The sequence below is a fragment of the Pacificitalea manganoxidans genome, from assembly GCF_002504165.1.
GTDB lineage: Bacteria > Pseudomonadota > Alphaproteobacteria > Rhodobacterales > Rhodobacteraceae > Pacificitalea > Pacificitalea manganoxidans.
This window is the reverse complement of record NZ_CP021404.1, coordinates 1,815,189-1,832,237: the sequence shown is the minus strand read 5'-3', so window position 1 is coordinate 1,832,237 and position 17,049 is coordinate 1,815,189. Positions and strand designations below refer to the sequence as shown.

The following is a 17,049-nucleotide window of genomic DNA, read 5'->3' as shown; positions in this document are numbered from 1 at the left end:
CGCCCCGCGTGGCACCAGCGCGGCCCGTGCAGGGCCGCAAAAGACATGACGAACAGGGAGATGGCATGACCCATTATATCGGGATCGACGTTGGCACCGGCTCCGCACGGGCGGGCGTCTTTGACGCGCGCGGCGCGCTGCTGGGCACCGCGCAGCACGCAATCGAAAGCTGGCGCCCAGCGGCGGGCCGGGTGCAACAAAGCTCGGCCAATATCTGGGCGGCGGTGGCGCAGTCGATCCGCGACGCGCTCACGGCCTCCGGTATCGACGCGGCAACTGTGCGTGGCATCGGCTTCGACGCGACCTGTTCGATGGTGGTGAGCGGCGCCGATGGCGCCCCGGTCAGCATTGATGCGGACGGCGCGGCGGACCAAGACGTGATCGTCTGGATGGATCACCGGGCGATGGGCGACGCGGCAGAGATCAACGCCATCGGCGGCGCACCGCTGAAACATGTCGGAGGCACCATCAGCCCCGAAATGCAGATGCCGAAACTACGCTGGCTGAAGCGCGAACTGCCGCAGGCATGGCAGGCCGCCGAAGCCTTTTGGGATCTGCCCGACTGGCTGGTGCATCGGGCCACGGGGGCGCAGGCGCGTTCGCTGTGCTCGACCGTGTGCAAGTGGACCTATATGGCGCATCTGGGGGATCAGGGCGAAGGCTGGGACGACGATTTTCTGCGCGCCATCGGGCTCGATGATCTGACCGGCGCGGGGCATGCGCGGATCGGCACCGAATTCCTCACCCCCGGCGCGCGTGCGGGCGGGCTGACCGCCGAGGTCGCCGCCGAACTGGGCCTGCCGGAAGGCACGCCGGTCGCGGCCTCGCTCATCGACGCACATGCAGGGGCGCTTGGCACTTTGGGATCGGGCGGCGCGGGCGCGGCGGGGCGGCTTGCCGTGATCGCGGGCACGTCCACCTGCCATATCGCGCTGACTGACGAGCCTGCCTTTGTCCCCGGTGTCTGGGGTCCCTATTTCGGCGCGGTGACGCCCGGCACGTGGTGTAACGAGGGCGGACAATCCGCCGCCGGGGCGCTGATCGACGCGATGCTGGCCCGCCACGGCGCGACGCCGGCCCTCACCACGCAAGCGGAGGCCGAGGGCATCTCGCGCTTTGCCTTGCTGGACAGACTGCTAGGTGACATGGCCGCCCGCAGCGACGGGGAAACCGCGACTCTGACCGCCGCGCGCCATGTCCAGCCCGACATCCACGGCAACCGCTCGCCCTTGGCAGAACCGTGGCGCCATGCCGGGATCGATGGCATCACGCTGGATACCGGGGTCGAAGATCTGGCGCTGGATTATCTGGCCACGTTGCAGGCCCTCGCCTATGGCACCCGCCACATTCTGGAAGCAATGCGCGACACTGGTGTCGTTATCCGCGAAATCGTGCCTTCTGGCGGATTGGCGCGCAACCGTCTGTTCCTGCGCGAAGTCGCCGATGCGACCGGCTGTGCCGTGGTGGTGCCGCAGGTGGATGAGCCGGTTCTGCTGGGCGTGGCCATGCTAGGCGCGGTCGCCGCCGGGGATCAGCCCGACGCCGCCGCCGCGATGGCCGCGCTTGCTCCCGCGTGCGACCGGATCGAGCCGCGCACCGCGCTCGCCGACTGGCACGGCCGAAAATACCGCGTGTTCCGACGCATGCAGGATGACCATGCCGCCTATGCCGCGATCATGACCGACACAGCCAAGACCGATACCAAGGAGACTTCGCGATGACCCGTATCGCCCTCGTCGTCAGCGGCGACCTGCGTGAAAGCGCCAACACCACCTGCTGGCCAGCGCAGAAAGCCATGGAAGACAAGCTGACCGACGTGCTTGCCGCGCAGGGCCACGAATTGTGGCGCGCCCATCCCGTGAAGCCCGAAGGCCACGGCTTCATCTCGTCCCAGCGTGAGGGGATGGACGTGTTCGCAGGCATCGACCCCGATATGCCGCTCATCGTGGCCGAGGCCGTGTGGCAGTATTCGCACCACGTCCTGCCCGGCCTGACCACCCATCGCGGGCCGATCCTGACCGTTGCGAACTGGGAAGGCGAGTTTCCCGGTCTGGTGGGGATGCTGAACCTCAACGGATCGCTCACCAAGGCAGGGATCACCTATTCCACGCTGTGGAGCCGCGATTTCGACGACGCGTTTTTCCGCGACGGGCTGGCCCAGTGGCTGGAAACCGGCCGGGTCACGCATAGCCCCGACCATGTCCGTCCGTTCGACATCTGTCATGTCAGCGCCGAGGACCGCGCACTGGCCCGCGATATCGCGACCGAATGGAAGCGCGACAAGCTGATCATGGGCATTTTCGACGAGGGCTGCATGGGCATGTATAATGCCATCATCCCCGACGAAATGCTGATGCCGCTGGGTATCTTCAAGGAACGCCTGTCGCAATCCGCGCTCTACCACGCCGCGACCCAAGTGCCGCTGGAAGAAGGCCGTGCCGCCTATGACTGGATGTGCGCGCGGGGCATGACCTTCCATTTCGGGGTCAACCCGGCGACGGAACTGACCGAAGGACAGGTGATCGACCAGTGCCGGATGTATGTCGCCGCCGTGCGAATGGCGGATGAGTTCGGCTGCGCGGCGATCGGCATTCAGTATCAGCAGGGGCTGAAGGATCTCTGGCCCGCCTCCGATCTGGTGGAGGGGATGCTGAACAATTCCGAACGCCCGCCGGTGACCCGCGCCGATGGCACGGTCATTGCCGAAGGCCAGCCGATTGTGCATTTCAACGAAGTGGACGAATGCGCCGGGCTCGACGCGCTGATGATTAACCGGGTGCATGGCGCGCTGGGGCAGCCGGTGGAGACCACGCTGCATGATCTGCGCTGGGGCGATGCGGACGAAAGCGGCACGGTCGATGGCTTTGTCTGGGTGTTCGAGATTTCCGGCGCGGCCCCGCCCGCCCATCACCCCGGCGGCTGGGCCGGATCGGAAAGCCTGCGCCAGCCTGCGATGTTCTTCCCCGCAGGCGGCGGCTCGCTTAAAGGCTATGCGCGCCCCGGCGATATCGTCTGGAGCCGCGTCTATATCGAGGATGGCCGGTTGAAGATGGATATCGGCCGCGGCGAAGCCGTCGCCCTGCCCGACGCCGAAAGCGAACGCCGCTCCCGCGCGACAAGCTACGAATGGCCGATCATGCATGCGGTGCTGTCGGGCGTGGATCGCGACGCGATGATGGGTCGTCACAAGGCCAATCATGTGCAGGTCGCCTATGCCGAGGATCAAGCCGCCGCCCGACGCGCTGTCATGGCCCGCGCGGCGCTGGCGCAGGAACTGGGTCTGGAGGTTAGCCTCTGCGGCGACATCTAAGGCTGATGTCAGAGTAGGAGAGACGCCCGGTGAAAGCCGGGCGTTTTTCGTTATGACGCGCGGCTTGCCGGAATTGGCTACCCTGCGCCAGCCTGCCCGGGCGATGGCGCAACGGCGGTGGGGCGGGTGTGCTTTATCGTGCCAAATTCCTCATTGTTCCGAGGTCAGCGTGAGATAACTAAGCGCCAGCCCGCGGAACCGGGCAGACGCTCGCCCGCGCGGTCTTTGGCCTTGTTCGCGGGCGGATGCGCTGAGTTCGCAATTCATCACCACATCTCTGCCCTCTCCCATTGCGCACGGAAGCCTGCCCGGGGGGTGGCGGTTGTGCGGGTGCGCTTTATGTCGCCAAACCCCTCCCCGATCCGAGGTCAGCGTGAGATGACAAAGCGCCAGCCCCCGGCACGGGCAGGCGCTCGCCCGCGCGCTTCGCTTGTCCGCGGGCGTGGATGGTGTTTCATCGGACGAGTGGGAGCGCTTAGTGTCGGCCAAGCTCTTCATCAGAATTTCCGCACGATTGCGAATTCCGTCATAATACCGCCGAAAATTCCGACGCTCACCGCACCAAGACTGCAGGTTAAGTATGGGACAGAACGTATGCGCGCCACAGTTTCACTACCGCCCACGTTTGGAACCTTAGGATTCGCCTAAATTAGGAATCACTCCCAGTATCCGTTTCTGAGGCTGTTCGCTCAGCAAGGCAAATTATAATTCGGCAACATGCCTGACTGAACACTATTCTCATCAGAGATTCCAAGTCTTCTAGCATAAACTCGGGATCATACGCAGATCTCAAAGTAATGAAGTCATTTCCTAGCTCCTTAACTTTGGGGTTCTCAAAATTAAGTCGCCATTCATGAGCGCACGCATTTCGGATGCGCCTTATCGCATGGAGATGATTACTCATATCCACCTCTATCATACCCTCAGAAACGGCGCCGCTTATCCTGCTTTCAAAGTTATCTCCGCATTTTTTTCCGTTGCCATAGCGCAGACTATTAAGGGCACGATTTTTCAGCCTCAACTGATGATCAATAAATCTATTCAACATTGTTTCGATCATTGACCCCCAGACAAGCCCGATCGCTCTAGGCGAAGCTCGGCCATTCTCACTGTTGGCTTCAACTAGGAAATCATGAACCTCTGGCCAAGCTGACGTCCACCGGGGAAACACAGGCGATCCATCATTGCATTCTTCGTGAAGTGGAGCAGTGTATGGTCGAATTTCACCGAACTCTCCGCTTACACACCGATTAAATATCTCTCGTCCATGTATTTCAGGGTCATGCGGACTCGCAGTAAAGAGATGTTCATCCGCGTATGCTGAGGTGCGGATCTTGCAGTCTATCTGTGTATTGTCGGCATTAGACCAAATCGGATCTTTGACAGAAATTATCTCAATGTTCATTTTTACTGAAACCTCTTAATATCACCCTTTAACCTTGGGGAACGGCTCTCGCACATCCGCAAACAGTATTTTTTGATGCTGCACAAAAATTGGTAATATGCCAAGTCGGCGTCAGGTAATTTTTTCCCTAGCCCGATGACGTCCCTTCACCGTGAGCCAGACACGCGGCACAAACGAGCCGTGCCTGCAACCCGCTCTGCGGTGAAGGAACCGCCGCAAACTGCAGGTCATTAGTCGATGGCGCCACCAATCACCCCCAACGCACCCGCAACCCTCCCCCCAACAGAAAAAGGCGGCACCCTCCGGCACCGCCCTTCCCCAAACCATTGCGCTGATCTCAGAAATTCAGCGCTTTGCCATACGCGTCCAGAACCGATTCATGCATCATTTCGCTCAGCGTCGGGTGAGCGAAGACGGTGTCTTGCAGTTCGGCTTCGGTGGTTTCCAGCTTCCGGCCCACGACATAGCCTTGGATCATCTCGGTCACTTCGGCGCCGACCATATGTGCGCCTAGCAACTCGCCGGTTTTCGCATCGAATACGGTTTTCACCAGGCCTTCGGTTTCGCCGAGGGCGATGGCTTTGCCGTTGGCGATGAAGGGGTAGCGACCGACCTTGATCTCGTAGCCTGCATCCTTGGCCTTGGCCTCGGTCAGGCCGACAGAGGCGATCTGCGGGTGGCAGTAGGTGCAGCCGGGGATCGATTGCGGATCGGTCGGGTGCGGATGGCCCTCCCCCGCGATCAGTTCGGCGACCATGACGCCTTCGTGGCTGGCCTTATGGGCAAGCCACGGCGCGCCCGCGATGTCACCGATGGCATAGACCCCGTCGACGCCGGTGCGGCAGTAGGGATCGGTGGTAACATGGGTGCGCTCCACCTTCACGCCGAGCGCTTCGAGCCCCAGACCTTCGGTGTTGCCGACGATGCCGACGGCACAGATCACGGTGTCGAATTCCTCGGTTTCGGTCTTGCCGGCCTTCTCGAAATGCGCGGTGACCTTGCCCTCGGCGCGGTCGAGCTTCGTGACCGTGGTTTTCTCGCGGATCTTCATGCCCTGCTTGTCGAACGACTTCTTGGCGATCTTCGCGATTTCTTCGTCCTCGACAGGCAGGATGCGGTCCATCACCTCGACCACGGTCGTGTCCGCGCCCAGCGTATTGTAGAAGCTGGCGAATTCGATGCCGATCGCCCCGGAGCCGATGACAAGCAACTTCTTCGGCATATGCGGCGGCACCAGCGCGTGACGGTAGGTCCAGACCCGTTTGCCGTCAGCCTCCAGCCCGGGCAGTTCGCGGGCGCGCGCGCCGGTGGCAATGACGATGTTCTTGGCGCTCAGCTCTTCGGTGCCTTTGTCGGTTTTCACCGATACGCGCCCCTTGCCGGGGATGGTGGCTTCGCCCATGACGACCGTGATCTTGTTCTTCTTCATCAGATGGCCGACGCCGGTATTCAGCTGCTTGGCCACTCCGCGGGAGCGTTTCACCACCGCGTCGAGATCGTAGCTGATCTTCTCGGCGGCAAGTCCGAATTCCTTGGCGCGTTCCATCAGGTGAAACACTTCCGAGCTGCGCAGCATCGCCTTGGTCGGGATGCAGCCCCAGTTCAGGCAAATCCCGCCCAGGTTCTCGCGCTCGACAATCGCCACCGACAGGCCCAGCTGCGCGCCGCGGATTGCTGACACGTAGCCGCCCGGGCCCGAGCCGATGACGATCATGTCGTATGTCTTGCCGGCCATCTGATCCTCCAGTTCAATAGATAGTTTAGCATTAAATCATTTTAGGGCCCGTCGCAAACCGCGTGCTGGCGCAACCCTGCCCTGCACCAGCGTCATGCGGTCTAGTCGAGCGCGTTCAACTCGCCTGCGTAGCCTGTCTCATCCAGCCAGCGTTTCTCGCGCCGCTCCATCGTGCGGCTCAGCGCGGAATTGCGGTAGGGAAACCGCCCGAATTTCCGGATCACCTCGCGATGCGCGCGGGCATGGCGCAGATTGGCGCCGCCGGTATCGGGCATCCGGGTCATAAACAGGCGCACTGCGCGATCCTGCGCCACCGACAGTTCGGAATGCATATAGGGCAGATAGAAGAACTGGCGCTCCGGCTCCTCGATCATCAGATCCTGATTGGCATGGATGGCGCTATAAGCCGCGCGCAGGGCCAGCCGGTCGGTGGCAAAGGCACGGGCATCGCCGCGAAACATGTTCCGGGGGAACTGGTCGGTAAGAACGATATAGGCCAACGCCCCACGCGGGCTGCATCGCCACTCCCGCAAGCCGCCTTGCCTGGCCTGCTGCCACGCGGACTCAAACCGTTGGCGTATCTCGGTGTCGAGCGCCTCGCTCTGCCGATACCACCCTTCTGGACCAGTATCGTCGAGCCAGAATTCCAGCACTTCCTGCGGGGTCGTCATCGTGTTCGCTCCGGGCGGTCGTTATTGCCGGATCAGAGTTTCACGCGGATGCGGGAAGCGCAACTGCTGCTCGGATACGCGGGGCGCGATGGCCTGAGATCAGCGGCCCCCGGCCGCCTCCCGTTCCGCGTATTCCAACTCCGCCGCGTCCTGCGCATCGGACACGACCTCCTCCTGATTTTCGATGAACACCTCCTGCACCAGCTCGGCCACAACGGGGGTGGCCGAGGGCAGGATTGGCGCGTAGCTGACCGTTTCGACGCTGGAGGGCGACTGACGCTGTGTCATCCGCCATGCGGCGTAGAGGGCAAGCGCGGCCATCAGCAACCCGATAAACAGGAAGAAGCCATAGGGTCCGACCTGCGCCATGATCCAACCGGTCAGGATCGGGCCCGCGATCGCGCCGAGCCCGTTCAGAAACAGCAACCCGCCTGATGCGGCGGCCATATCCTCGGGGTCGAGATAGTCGTTCGTGTAGGCGATGAGCAGCGCGTAAAGCGGGTTGGTCATCCCGCCGACGCCAAAGGCCACGATCAGCAGCACGACATAGCTGCTGGCCCCGAACATCATGCCAAGCGCGGAAACCGCCGCGCCGATTACTGAAATCCACAGGATCAATCCACGCCGGTCCAGCCGGTCAGACATCCAGCCGATGGGGAACTGACAGCACAGCCCGCCCAGATAGAGCGCCGCAACGAAGCTGGAGATCTGCGCCACAGACAGCCCCGCCGCGGAGCCAAAGACCGACGCCATGCCCAACATCGCCGAATACATCCCGCCCAGCAGGAAAATCCCAATGCAGCCCAAGGGCGAGATCGAATATAGCTGCCGCAGGCTCATCGGCTTGGTGGTCGCGAAGGCGGGCGTGGGCGCCACGCTGAGCAAAATCGGCGTGAACGAGATCGACACCAGCACCGACGGGATCACGAACAGGATGAACCCCGACGGATCGCCCAGCACCAGCAACCCCTGCGCTATGACGATGCCCGCGCTTTGGGTGATCATATAGAGCGACAGCGCCTTGCCCCGGTTGGCATTGTCGACGGAGTTGTTCAGCCAGCTTTCCGCCGTCACATAGACCGCCGAGAAACAGAACCCGATCAGGATGCGCCCCAGCGTCCAGCTGATCGGATGAGCAAAAGCGGGATACAGGATCAGGATCGCCGAGATCATCGAGCCGAGCGCCGCGAACACGCGGATATGTCCGACGCGCCGGATCATAGCCGGTGCCAGCCGCGAGCCGCCCAGAAAACCTACGAAGTAGCCAGACATGACGATGGACATCGCAAGGGTCGAAAACCCTTCGATACCCCCGCGCACACCAAGCAGCGTGCCCTGCACACCGTTGCCGACGAGCAGCAGAAGAATACCGAGCAGCAGCGCCCATGTGCTGACAAGAACCTGGATCATGGCGCGACTCCGTTTGCAGGCGTTTGATCGCGCCCTACCCGCTCTGTCCCGATCAGGCTAGGAAAAAGTGCCGCGACGCAGGACGGACGCGCCGATCCGCCGCCACGTCGCACAGGAAGCGGAAGTCGCAATGCGGAAATTAAGCGGCCCGCCCCCCACGCGAAAGCGCAGGCTCAGCCGGTGATCGGCAGCCCCCGGCGCCCGGCAAGGTCGGTGAAATACTGCCAAGCGACGCGGCCCGAACGGGCACCCCGCGTTGCCTGCCATTCGATCGCTTCGGCCCGCATTTCGGCCTCATCGATCTCCAGCCCATGCGCCGCGCAATAGCCCCGGATCATGGCCAGGTAGTCGTCCTGCGAACAGGGATGGAAGCCCAGCCAGAGGCCGAACCGATCTGATAGAGACACTTTTTCCTCCACCGCCTCGGACGGGTTGATGGAGGTCGAGCGTTCGTTCTCGATCATGTCGCGGGGCATCAGGTGGCGCCGATTGGAAGTGGCATAGAACACCACGTTCTCGGGTCGGCCCTCGATCCCGCCATCCAGAACGGCCTTCAGCGATTTGTAATGCTGGTCGTCATGGCTGAACGACAGGTCATCGCAAAACAGCAGCACCCGCGCGGACGAGGCCCGCAAGATGGTAAGCAGGCGCCCGATAGAGGGCAGATCCTCGCGCTGGACCTCGACGATCTTCAGCGGGTGTCCCTGGCGGACAACCTCGGCGTGGATCGCCTTGACCAGCGAGGATTTCCCCATGCCGCGCGAGCCCCAAAGAAGCGCATTGTTGGCAGGATAACCACGGGCGAAATATAGCGTGTTCTCCAGCAGCGTATCGCGCGACCGATCCACGCCGATCAGCAGGTCAAGCGCGACGCGGCTGACCTTTTCCACCGGGATCAGCCGATCAGGGGAGACATGCCAGACGAATGCCTCTGCCCCACCCAGATCGGGCGCCGGGGCGGGCGGCGGCGACATCCGCTCCAATGCTTCGGCGATACGGGCCAGATGCGGCTTGGCGAGGTCGTCGAAGCTCACAGCTCTTCGTCCTCGTCCAGCAGACCCTCGGCGCGCAAACGGGCCAGACGCTTCCGCTCAACCCGCGCGACCAGCAGGATCGACACTTCGTAGAGGCTGTAGACCACAACAAAAAGGATCACCTGCGTGATCACATCCGGCGGCGTCACCAGCGCAGCCAGCACCAAGATGCCGACAATGGCGTATTTGCGCACGTTCTTCAGACCTGCGGCAGACACTAGCCCTGCCTTGCCCATCAGCGTCAGCAGAACCGGAAGCTGGAAGCAGATGCCGAAGGCCATGATGAATTTCAGCGACAGATCGAGCGATTCCCGGACCGAGCCCAGAAACACCGTGCGCAATTCGTCATTTGCGGGCGTATCGACCACTGGGGCGACATCCTCCCCCGCGATCAGGCTGGCTAGCGCCGGAACCGCGTCCGAGAACCCGATAAAGAAGTTCATCGCCAGCGGCGTCACCACCAGATGCGCAAAGGCGGCGCCCGCCAGAAACAGCAGCGGCGAGGCGATGACAAAGGGCAGAAACGCGTTCTTTTCGGATTTGTAGAGGCCAGGCGCCACGAATCGCCACAGCTGATGCGCGATGACCGGGAATGACAGGCCAAGACCGCCGATCAGCGAGATCCGGATCAGGACAAAGAACTTCTCCTGCGGCGCGGTAAAGATCAGGCGCGGGTCTTCGCCCCGGGCGCGCAACACGTCGGCGATGGGCTGCACCAGAATATCGAGCAGCGGCTCGGCCACGAAAAAACACAGACACATCGCAATGAAGAACGCGATTACGGCGCGGATCAGCCGGGTGCGCAGCTCTGCCAGATGCTCGATCAGCGGGGCGGCGCTGTCTTCGATGTCGTCGGATTGGGTGGTCATGTGCGGGTTTGTCCGTCGTCGTCATGGGCAGGCGCGAGATCGGCCGCAGGCGCGTCGGCGCGCTCTGTTGCGGGGGCGTGAAGCTCCGCCTGCGCGGCGGCCGCTTCGCGATCGAGCCGGGCCTGTGCCTTCTCGGCGGATTTCTCGCGAATCAAGCGGGCCTGTTCGGCGCGCTCGTCGGTCATCTGCGCGGCACTGGCCGCCTGCTGATCGGCCAACGCGGCACTGCGTTCGGCATCGTCCCCTTCGACGAATGCAGGATCGTCGTCCAGGTCGCCGGGATTTGGGGCTTTGCCGTCTTCGTTGAACGGGTTGAGATCGGCGGTCGCCTTTTTAAAAGCGTCGGTGCCCATCTTGCGCGGCGAGGAGATGCGGTTGAGCTTATTGAGATCGGCGGCCACATCCTTGACCCCGCTCTCATTGGCCGCATCTTCCATAGCGCGGGAAAACTCCCGCGCCATCGCCTTGGCCTTGCCGGTAAAGCGGCCAACGGTGCGGAACATGCCGGGCAGTTCCTTGGGCCCCACGACGATAAGCGCGACGACGCCCACCACCAGCATTTCGCTCCAGCCTAGATCGAACATGGCTCGTTCCCGTGAAATCCCCGAAAGGTCATTGCGTTCTGGGTGATCCCTGCGGCGCAGCGCAACATGGCACGCGCCAAAGGGAGCGGCCCGTGGCTCAGACCTTTTCCTTGTCGGGGTTGTGCACCGGAGCGGCCGGCGGCGGGTTCACGGCGCGCGGCTCTTCGGTTTCGGCTTTGTCTTCGGCGCTGCCTTCGCTCACGCCCTTCTTGAACGCGGTGATGCCCTTGCCGACTTCGCCCATCAGCGACGACACCTTGCCGCGGCCGAAAAGAACCAGCACCACGACGGCGATCAGGATCAGGCCCGGAATGCCGATCTGTCCAATACCCATGTCTCAGTCTCCCTATGAGCCGCGGCGGTCCCCACCAGCCGGGCTGCTGTGCGAATGGTCCTTGCTATGTATGGGTTTTGCCACGGCAACTAAAGACCTTAACGCAGGCTCAGGGCGGGAAATTACCCGTGATCGCCGCAGCAGCGTCATTCCGCCGCGCGCGCCGCCTCACCTGTGGGCACGGCTACCGCAGCGTCATCGCGCTGCGTATCGGCCTGTGCAGGGAACAGGAAACACCGGTCCCGGCGCAGCGTCAGCATTAAGGCAGTGCCGGGCTTGGGCAGGAACACAGCTGGCACGGTCGCGCGCAGCAACGAGCCGTCGTGATCCATGCGAAACTCCACAAGGCTCTCGCGCCCCATGAAGCGGGACCGCTCCACCACCCCACGGGCAGGCAGGCCATCGCGTTCGGTCGGAGCGTGCCCATCGCGACGTTCGAAATCAATGCGCAGGTGCTGGGGCCGAATGACGATCTCGACATCGGTGCCGTCGGCGATGCCGGGGGCGAGAAATTCGCCAAAAGGCGTCATTGTAAGCGCCCCATTAACTGTGCCGGACACTACGTTGATATCGCTAAAGAATGCCGCAGCCGCGCGATCCACCGGATTGTTGTAGATATGGTAGGGCGCGCCGCGCTGGACCACCCGACCACCGCGCATGAGCGCGATTTCATCGGCCATGCGCATCGCCTCGTCCGGCTCATGGGTGACCAGCAGGACGGCTGTGCCTTCGGCCTTCAGGATTTGCAGGGTTTCATCGCGAATATCATCGCGCAACCTGTTGTCGAGGCCGGAGAAAGGTTCGTCCATCAGCATGATTTTCGGACGCGGGGCCAGCGCCCGCGCCAGCGCGACACGCTGTTGTTCGCCCCCCGACAATTCATGCGGATGCGCGTCGATGAAGCGGCCAAGGTTCACCTGCTCCAACAGCGTCTCGACCCGCGCGCGGGTCTCGGCTTCGGGACCGGACAGCCCAAAGGCCACGTTGCGCGCCACACTCAGATGCGGAAACAACGCGAAGTCTTGGAACATCAACCCGATTTTGCGCTGCTCGGGCGGGACATGGGTCCGCGCGTCCGACAGCACCCGACCATCCATCAGCACCGCGCCGCCATCCTGCCGATCCACGCCTGCGATGATGCGCAAGGTCGTCGACTTGCCGCAGCCTGACGGCCCGAGAAGACAGGTCACCTGCCCCGGCGCGACGCTGAGCGAGACGTCCTGCACCACCTCGCGCCCACCAAAACTGCGCGTCAGGTTGCGGATCTCAAGCCGTGGCGGCTCGGGCGTGGGTTGGGCGGGACGGATCGGATCGGACACGACAGCGGACTCTCTGGGGCGACTGGCGCCGCGGAACGGGTGCAGACAGGCGCGATAGTCGAGCGTTCCGCTCAGGCATCGCGCCGCCGCCGCAGGCCTAGCAGCGGCACCCCCCGCTTACAAGCCGCGCCATTGCCGCCCCCGGTGCCCGGATCACAGCCGCCGGGTCATCCGGGAAATATCGTCACGCACCGAAAACCCGGTTCGGGCCAGCAACTTTGCCATGCGGCTCTGGCTGACCGGCACGTCGATGTGCAATGCGTCGAGCCCCCCTGCCGTCATCACCCGACCAAGCGCTAAGAGCGCCTCTGTGCCCACGCCACGCCCCCGCACGGGAGGGCGAATCCACAGCGCCTCGATCCGGCCCGTCAGGCCGCCGCGCGCCAGCGAATACGCGAACCCAAGCGCGAGAAAGCCGACAGGCGCGCGACGCGGACCGATCAGATAGGCTGCGCCCTCCGGCCCACCGGCAACAAGCGGCGTCAAGGATTGCGCGCGCTCGGCATCTGTCCGTTCTGGCAGTCCGGCCTCCGCCTCCGCCTGTCCCAACAGGTGGGTAAGCTTGGGCAGATCCTCGGGTCCGGCGAGGTGCAGCGATGCGGCGCTCATACGAGGCTCTCCAGCCGGGAGGTCAGAAGATCGAAAAACCCGGACGCGTCCAGATCACCGATGAACAAGGCATTGGGGGTGCGGTCCGTGACCCCCCACCAATCCGCCACCGTCATGCCGCGCGTCAGCGCCGAACTCGTCTCGATCTCGACGTTGATCTCACGCCCGGTGAACAGATCGGGCGCCAGAAGCCACGCGATCACGCAGGGATCATGCAGCGGCCCCCCGTCTGAGCCGTATTTTTCCCGATCGAACCGCTCGTAGAATCCCAGCCATCCGGCCACCGCCTGCCCCACCGAACTGTTCAGCGCGGCAAAGGCGTGGTGCCGGTCCGGCGTGATCAGCGCTTTATGCGTCACATCAAGCGGCAGCACCGTCAGCGGCACGCCCGCACCGAACACGACCTGCGCCGCTTCGGGATCGACGTAAATATTGAACTCCGCCGCCGGGGTGATGTTGCCCACTTCGAAATACGCGCCGCCCATCAGCACGATGTGAGCGAGACGCTCCGCGATGTCGGGTGCCTTTTTCAACGCCATCGCGATGTTGGTCAGCGGACCCAGCGCGCATAGCGTGACCGTGCCCGGCGCCTCCGCCCGCACATGCGCGATGATCGCGTCGACGGCGTGGGTGTCCTGCAATGGCATGTCGGGCTCCGGCAGATCGGCACCGTCGAGCCCGGTTTTGCCGTGCACATGCTCAGCGGTGACCAAAGGCCGCGCCAACGGCCCCGCACATCCCGGATGCACCGGCAGATCCGCGCGGCCCGCCAATTCGCAGACCTTACGCGCGTTCAGCGTCGTCAGGTCCAGCGGCACATTGCCGGCCACGGCGGTGATGGCGAGCACCTCCAGCTCGGGACTGGCAAGCGCCAGCAGAATCGCCACGGCGTCGTCCTGTCCGGGGTCGGTGTCGATGATGATCTTGCGCGGGGAAACGGCGGCGGGCATGCGGGCTCCTTGGCCAATGAATGCGGGCGCTGTGGCGAGAGGCCGGCACCGGGGTGCCGATCGGGCCGCCCGGCGTCGGAGCGCGGAAAGTGGACCGACACCGCGCCCTTGTCCAGCGGCCACGGTGGTGCCGTGGCGCGAATGCTCGGGATCGTGCCGGGCCGGTGCCCGTGGGGCGTGCGGCCTGCGCAGAACGCCCCCGATACCGACCGGCGCGCGGGCCTTGCGCTGCTGCGCGCCGCGACGCATAGACCACGCCGATGGAGATCCTGTTTGACACCGGGCCGCTGGGCCATGTTGGCCGCGCGGGCGGTCTGCCGCAGGGCACGGCCTTTCGCGCCCCGGCCCGCGTGATCCGCGCCCAGACCGCCGCAGGTGTCCCTGCCGCCTTCGCCGCCCTTGAGGCCGCCCGGCGGGAGGGGCGCTGGTTAGCAGGATGGTTCGCCTATGAGCTGGGCTATCTGCTCGACCCAAGTCTGCGCGCCTTGCTGCCCGATACGCCCGGCTCGTTGCTGGAATTTGGTGTGTTCGATGCGCCTGCGGTCTGGATCGAGGCTCCGCAACAGGCGCAGGGCGCAACCCGGCTGACGCCCGAACAGGATTTCGACAGCTACCGCGCCGCGTTTGACAAGGTGCAGGAATATATATGTGCGGGAGATACTTATCAGGTTAACCTCACCTTCCCTATGAGGCTCGACACGCTGCTCAACCCCCGTGAGCTTCACCGCGCGCTGCGGCACAGTCAGCCGGTGGCGCAGGGCGCCTATGTCGATTTGGGCGGGCCGATCCTGATTTCCCGCGCGCCTGAGTTGTTCTTCTCCTGCGATGCGGCGGGTCAGTTGACCACCCGCCCAATGAAAGGCACCGCCGCGCGCGGCGCCACGGCGGAGGCGGATCGCGCGCAGATCGCGTGGTTGCGCCAGTCTGAAAAGAACCTCGCCGAAAACCTGATGATCGTGGACCTGATGCGCAATGATCTGAGCCGCATCGCGCTGCCCGGCACGGTGCGGGTGCCGCATCTGTTCGAAGTCGAAACCTATCCTAGCGTGCATCAGATGACCTCCACCGTGACGGCCGCGCTGCGCCCCGGCACCGGTCTGGGCGAAATCCTTACCGCGTTGTTTCCCTGCGGCTCGATCACCGGGGCCCCCAAGATCCGCGCGATGCAGATCATCCGCGAACTCGAACCTGCGCCGCGAGGGGCCTATTGCGGCGCAATCGGCTGGATCGCACCCGACGGTGAGATGTCGTTCAACGTCGCGATCCGCACGCTGCAAGGGGACGGGCCGGGTGCGTGGCGGCTTTCGGTCGGCGGCGGTGTGGTCGTCGACAGCACCGCAGCGGCCGAATATGCCGAGGCGCTGAGCAAGGCGCGGTTCTGCGATCTGAGCTAGGCCACGCAAGCCTCCTGCGTGCCCCCGATAGCCCCCGTATCGCCCGTCAACATGGGCAGGAGCGGCTTCGCGTGCTAGATCGGCAGGAGACCTTACCCCGGAGCCGCCAATGACCCTGTTGCAGATCGCCTCCCTGTTGATCGTGCTGGCGGCGGTGTTCGGAACCGTCAATTACTTGTTTCTGCGGCTGCCCTCTGCAATCGGCATCCTGATCGTAGCCTTTGCGGCGTCGCTCTGTGTGCTGGTGCTCGACGCGGTGTTTCCGGCGGCGGGCATGGCCGATCAGGTGCGCGCCTTGGTCACCGGCATCGATTTCGATGAAACGCTGCTGGAGGGCATGCTGGGCCTGTTGCTGTTTGCGGGCGCGCTGCATGTAAAGATCTCGGATCTCAAATCGGAATGGCTGATCGTGCTGCTGATGGCGACGCTGGGTGTGGCGCTGTCGACGGTGATCGCGGGCGTGGGATTTGCGCTGATTACCGGTATGCCGATCTTGATCGCGCTGGTATTCGGCGCGCTGATTTCCCCCACCGACCCCGTCGCGGTTCTGGGCGTGTTGCGGGAGGCCAATCTGCGCAAGTCGCTGGAAACGAAGATCGCCGGCGAAAGCCTGTTCAATGACGGCGTGGGCTATGTCGTGTTTCTGGTGCTGACCGGGCTGGCCTTTGGCGGCAGTGGCCACGGCGCCGGAGCGGAGGATGGCAGCGCCGTCGCGGATGCGGCGCTCTTGTTCGTGCAGGAGGCGGCGGGCGGCGCGGCGCTGGGGCTCGTTCTGGGGTTCGTGACTTTCCGCGTGATGCGCCGGATCGACGATTACGCGCTGGAGGTGCTGTTGACGCTGGCGCTGGCCTTTGGCGGCTATGAGCTGGCGATCTTGCTGCATGTCTCCGCGCCGATCATGGCCGTCTGCGCGGGGTTGCTCATCGGCGATGTCGGCCACCGCGATGCGATGTCGGCGCAGACCCGCCGCTATGTCGATGCGTTCTGGACCCTGATCGACGAAATTCTGAATGCCGTGCTGTTCCTGATGATCGGGTTCGAGGTGTTCGCCGTGGCCTTTGGCATCGATGCCCTGATCGCAGGGGTGTTGGGGATCGGGCTGTCGCTGATCGCGCGCTTTGCCGCCGTCGCGGTGCCGGTGACGCTGCTGCGCCCGTTTCGCGGGTTCTCGCCCGGTGTGGTGCGCGTGATGACGTGGGGCGGGCTGAAGGGCGGGATTTCGGTGGCCCTGGCCCTGTCCCTCCCCGAAGGCGAATGGAAGCCGCTGATCCTTACCGTGACCTATATGATCGTTTTGTTCTCGATCGTGGTTCAGGGGCTTACCGTCGCCCCGCTGGCACGGCGACTGACCCCCGAGGGCTAAGCGCGCAACCACATCGTGACCCGATGACCATAGGTCATGCGGCAGCACTTCGCCGCCCTGCA

At 63.8% G+C, this 17,049-nt stretch carries 16 protein-coding genes; 5 read left to right on the top strand and 11 right to left on the bottom strand.

The window, feature by feature from the left end; genetic code table 11:
• Nucleotides 1–65: 65 nt before the first annotated feature.
• Both CBW24_RS08405 and CBW24_RS08400 read left to right on the top strand, forming a co-directional pair.
• On the top strand, nt 66–1,721 hold the full coding sequence (locus tag CBW24_RS08405) for an FGGY-family carbohydrate kinase (RefSeq protein ID WP_097373301.1): 1,656 nt from the start codon (nt 66–68) through the stop codon (nt 1,719–1,721).
• A complete protein-coding gene (locus CBW24_RS08400; protein ID WP_097373300.1) occupies nt 1,718–3,310 on the top strand; it encodes a fucose isomerase in 1,593 nt (530 codons plus the stop codon). Before CBW24_RS08405 ends, CBW24_RS08400 begins: the two co-directional genes overlap by 4 nt.
• A gap of 649 nt (nt 3,311–3,959) precedes the next feature.
• Here CBW24_RS08400 and CBW24_RS18820 read toward each other — a convergent pair.
• Nucleotides 3,960–4,229: a hypothetical protein gene (locus CBW24_RS18820; protein ID WP_374708999.1), complete on the bottom strand. Its 270-nt coding sequence runs from the start codon at nt 4,227–4,229 to the stop codon at nt 3,960–3,962.
• Between CBW24_RS18820 and CBW24_RS18620 the strand changes: the two genes are divergently transcribed.
• Nucleotides 4,164–4,373, top strand: a complete 210-nt coding sequence (locus CBW24_RS18620; RefSeq protein WP_232529624.1) for a hypothetical protein — start codon at nt 4,164–4,166, stop codon at nt 4,371–4,373. The genes CBW24_RS18820 and CBW24_RS18620 overlap by 66 nt on opposite strands.
• A gap of 679 nt (nt 4,374–5,052) precedes the next feature.
• Here CBW24_RS18620 and lpdA read toward each other — a convergent pair.
• The 10 genes from lpdA to CBW24_RS08350 all read right to left on the bottom strand — a co-directional run bounded on the left by lpdA (nt 5,053) and on the right by CBW24_RS08350 (nt 14,230).
• Nucleotides 5,053–6,450 carry a dihydrolipoyl dehydrogenase gene (gene lpdA / locus CBW24_RS08395; protein WP_097373299.1) on the bottom strand — a complete coding sequence of 466 codons (1,398 nt, stop codon included), beginning with the start codon at nt 6,448–6,450 and terminating at the stop codon, nt 5,053–5,055.
• A gap of 101 nt (nt 6,451–6,551) precedes the next feature.
• Nucleotides 6,552–7,121 carry a DUF924 family protein gene (locus tag CBW24_RS08390; RefSeq protein WP_097373298.1) on the bottom strand — a complete coding sequence of 190 codons (570 nt, stop codon included), beginning with the start codon at nt 7,119–7,121 and terminating at the stop codon, nt 6,552–6,554.
• Nucleotides 7,122–7,220: 99 nt separating this feature from the next.
• On the bottom strand, nt 7,221–8,531 hold the full coding sequence (locus CBW24_RS08385; protein WP_097373297.1) for an MFS transporter: 1,311 nt from the start codon (nt 8,529–8,531) through the stop codon (nt 7,221–7,223).
• Nucleotides 8,532–8,704: 173 nt separating this feature from the next.
• Nucleotides 8,705–9,505 carry an ATP-binding protein gene (locus CBW24_RS08380; RefSeq protein ID WP_097374174.1) on the bottom strand — a complete coding sequence of 267 codons (801 nt, stop codon included), beginning with the start codon at nt 9,503–9,505 and terminating at the stop codon, nt 8,705–8,707.
• A 56-nt stretch (nt 9,506–9,561) separates the two neighbouring features.
• Entirely contained in the window at nt 9,562–10,434 is an 873-nt protein-coding gene (gene tatC, locus CBW24_RS08375; protein ID WP_097373296.1) for a twin-arginine translocase subunit TatC, read from the bottom strand.
• A complete protein-coding gene (gene tatB, locus CBW24_RS08370) occupies nt 10,431–11,018 on the bottom strand; it encodes a Sec-independent protein translocase protein TatB (RefSeq protein ID WP_088663861.1) in 588 nt (195 codons plus the stop codon). Before tatB ends, tatC begins: the two co-directional genes overlap by 4 nt.
• A gap of 97 nt (nt 11,019–11,115) precedes the next feature.
• Entirely contained in the window at nt 11,116–11,352 is a 237-nt protein-coding gene (locus CBW24_RS08365) for a twin-arginine translocase TatA/TatE family subunit (RefSeq protein WP_097373295.1), read from the bottom strand.
• Between the two features lie 146 nt (nt 11,353–11,498).
• Nucleotides 11,499–12,671: an ABC transporter ATP-binding protein gene (locus CBW24_RS08360; protein WP_097373294.1), complete on the bottom strand. Its 1,173-nt coding sequence runs from the start codon at nt 12,669–12,671 to the stop codon at nt 11,499–11,501.
• A 153-nt stretch (nt 12,672–12,824) separates the two neighbouring features.
• Complete coding sequence (locus CBW24_RS08355) at nt 12,825–13,280, bottom strand: GNAT family N-acetyltransferase (RefSeq protein WP_088663864.1); 456 nt, start codon at nt 13,278–13,280, stop codon at nt 12,825–12,827.
• On the bottom strand, nt 13,277–14,230 hold the full coding sequence (locus CBW24_RS08350; protein ID WP_097373293.1) for a nucleoside hydrolase: 954 nt from the start codon (nt 14,228–14,230) through the stop codon (nt 13,277–13,279). The genes CBW24_RS08355 and CBW24_RS08350 overlap by 4 nt, the downstream gene beginning before the upstream one ends.
• 260 nt (nt 14,231–14,490) lie before the next feature.
• On the opposite strand from CBW24_RS08350, the gene CBW24_RS08345 reads away from it, so the two are divergent.
• Together CBW24_RS08345 and CBW24_RS08340 are read left to right on the top strand one after the other, a co-directional pair.
• Complete coding sequence (locus CBW24_RS08345) at nt 14,491–15,624, top strand: aminodeoxychorismate synthase component I (RefSeq protein ID WP_097373292.1); 1,134 nt, start codon at nt 14,491–14,493, stop codon at nt 15,622–15,624.
• Between the two features lie 109 nt (nt 15,625–15,733).
• A complete protein-coding gene (locus CBW24_RS08340) occupies nt 15,734–16,987 on the top strand; it encodes a cation:proton antiporter (protein ID WP_097373291.1) in 1,254 nt (417 codons plus the stop codon).
• Nucleotides 16,988–17,049: the final 62 nt, after the last annotated feature.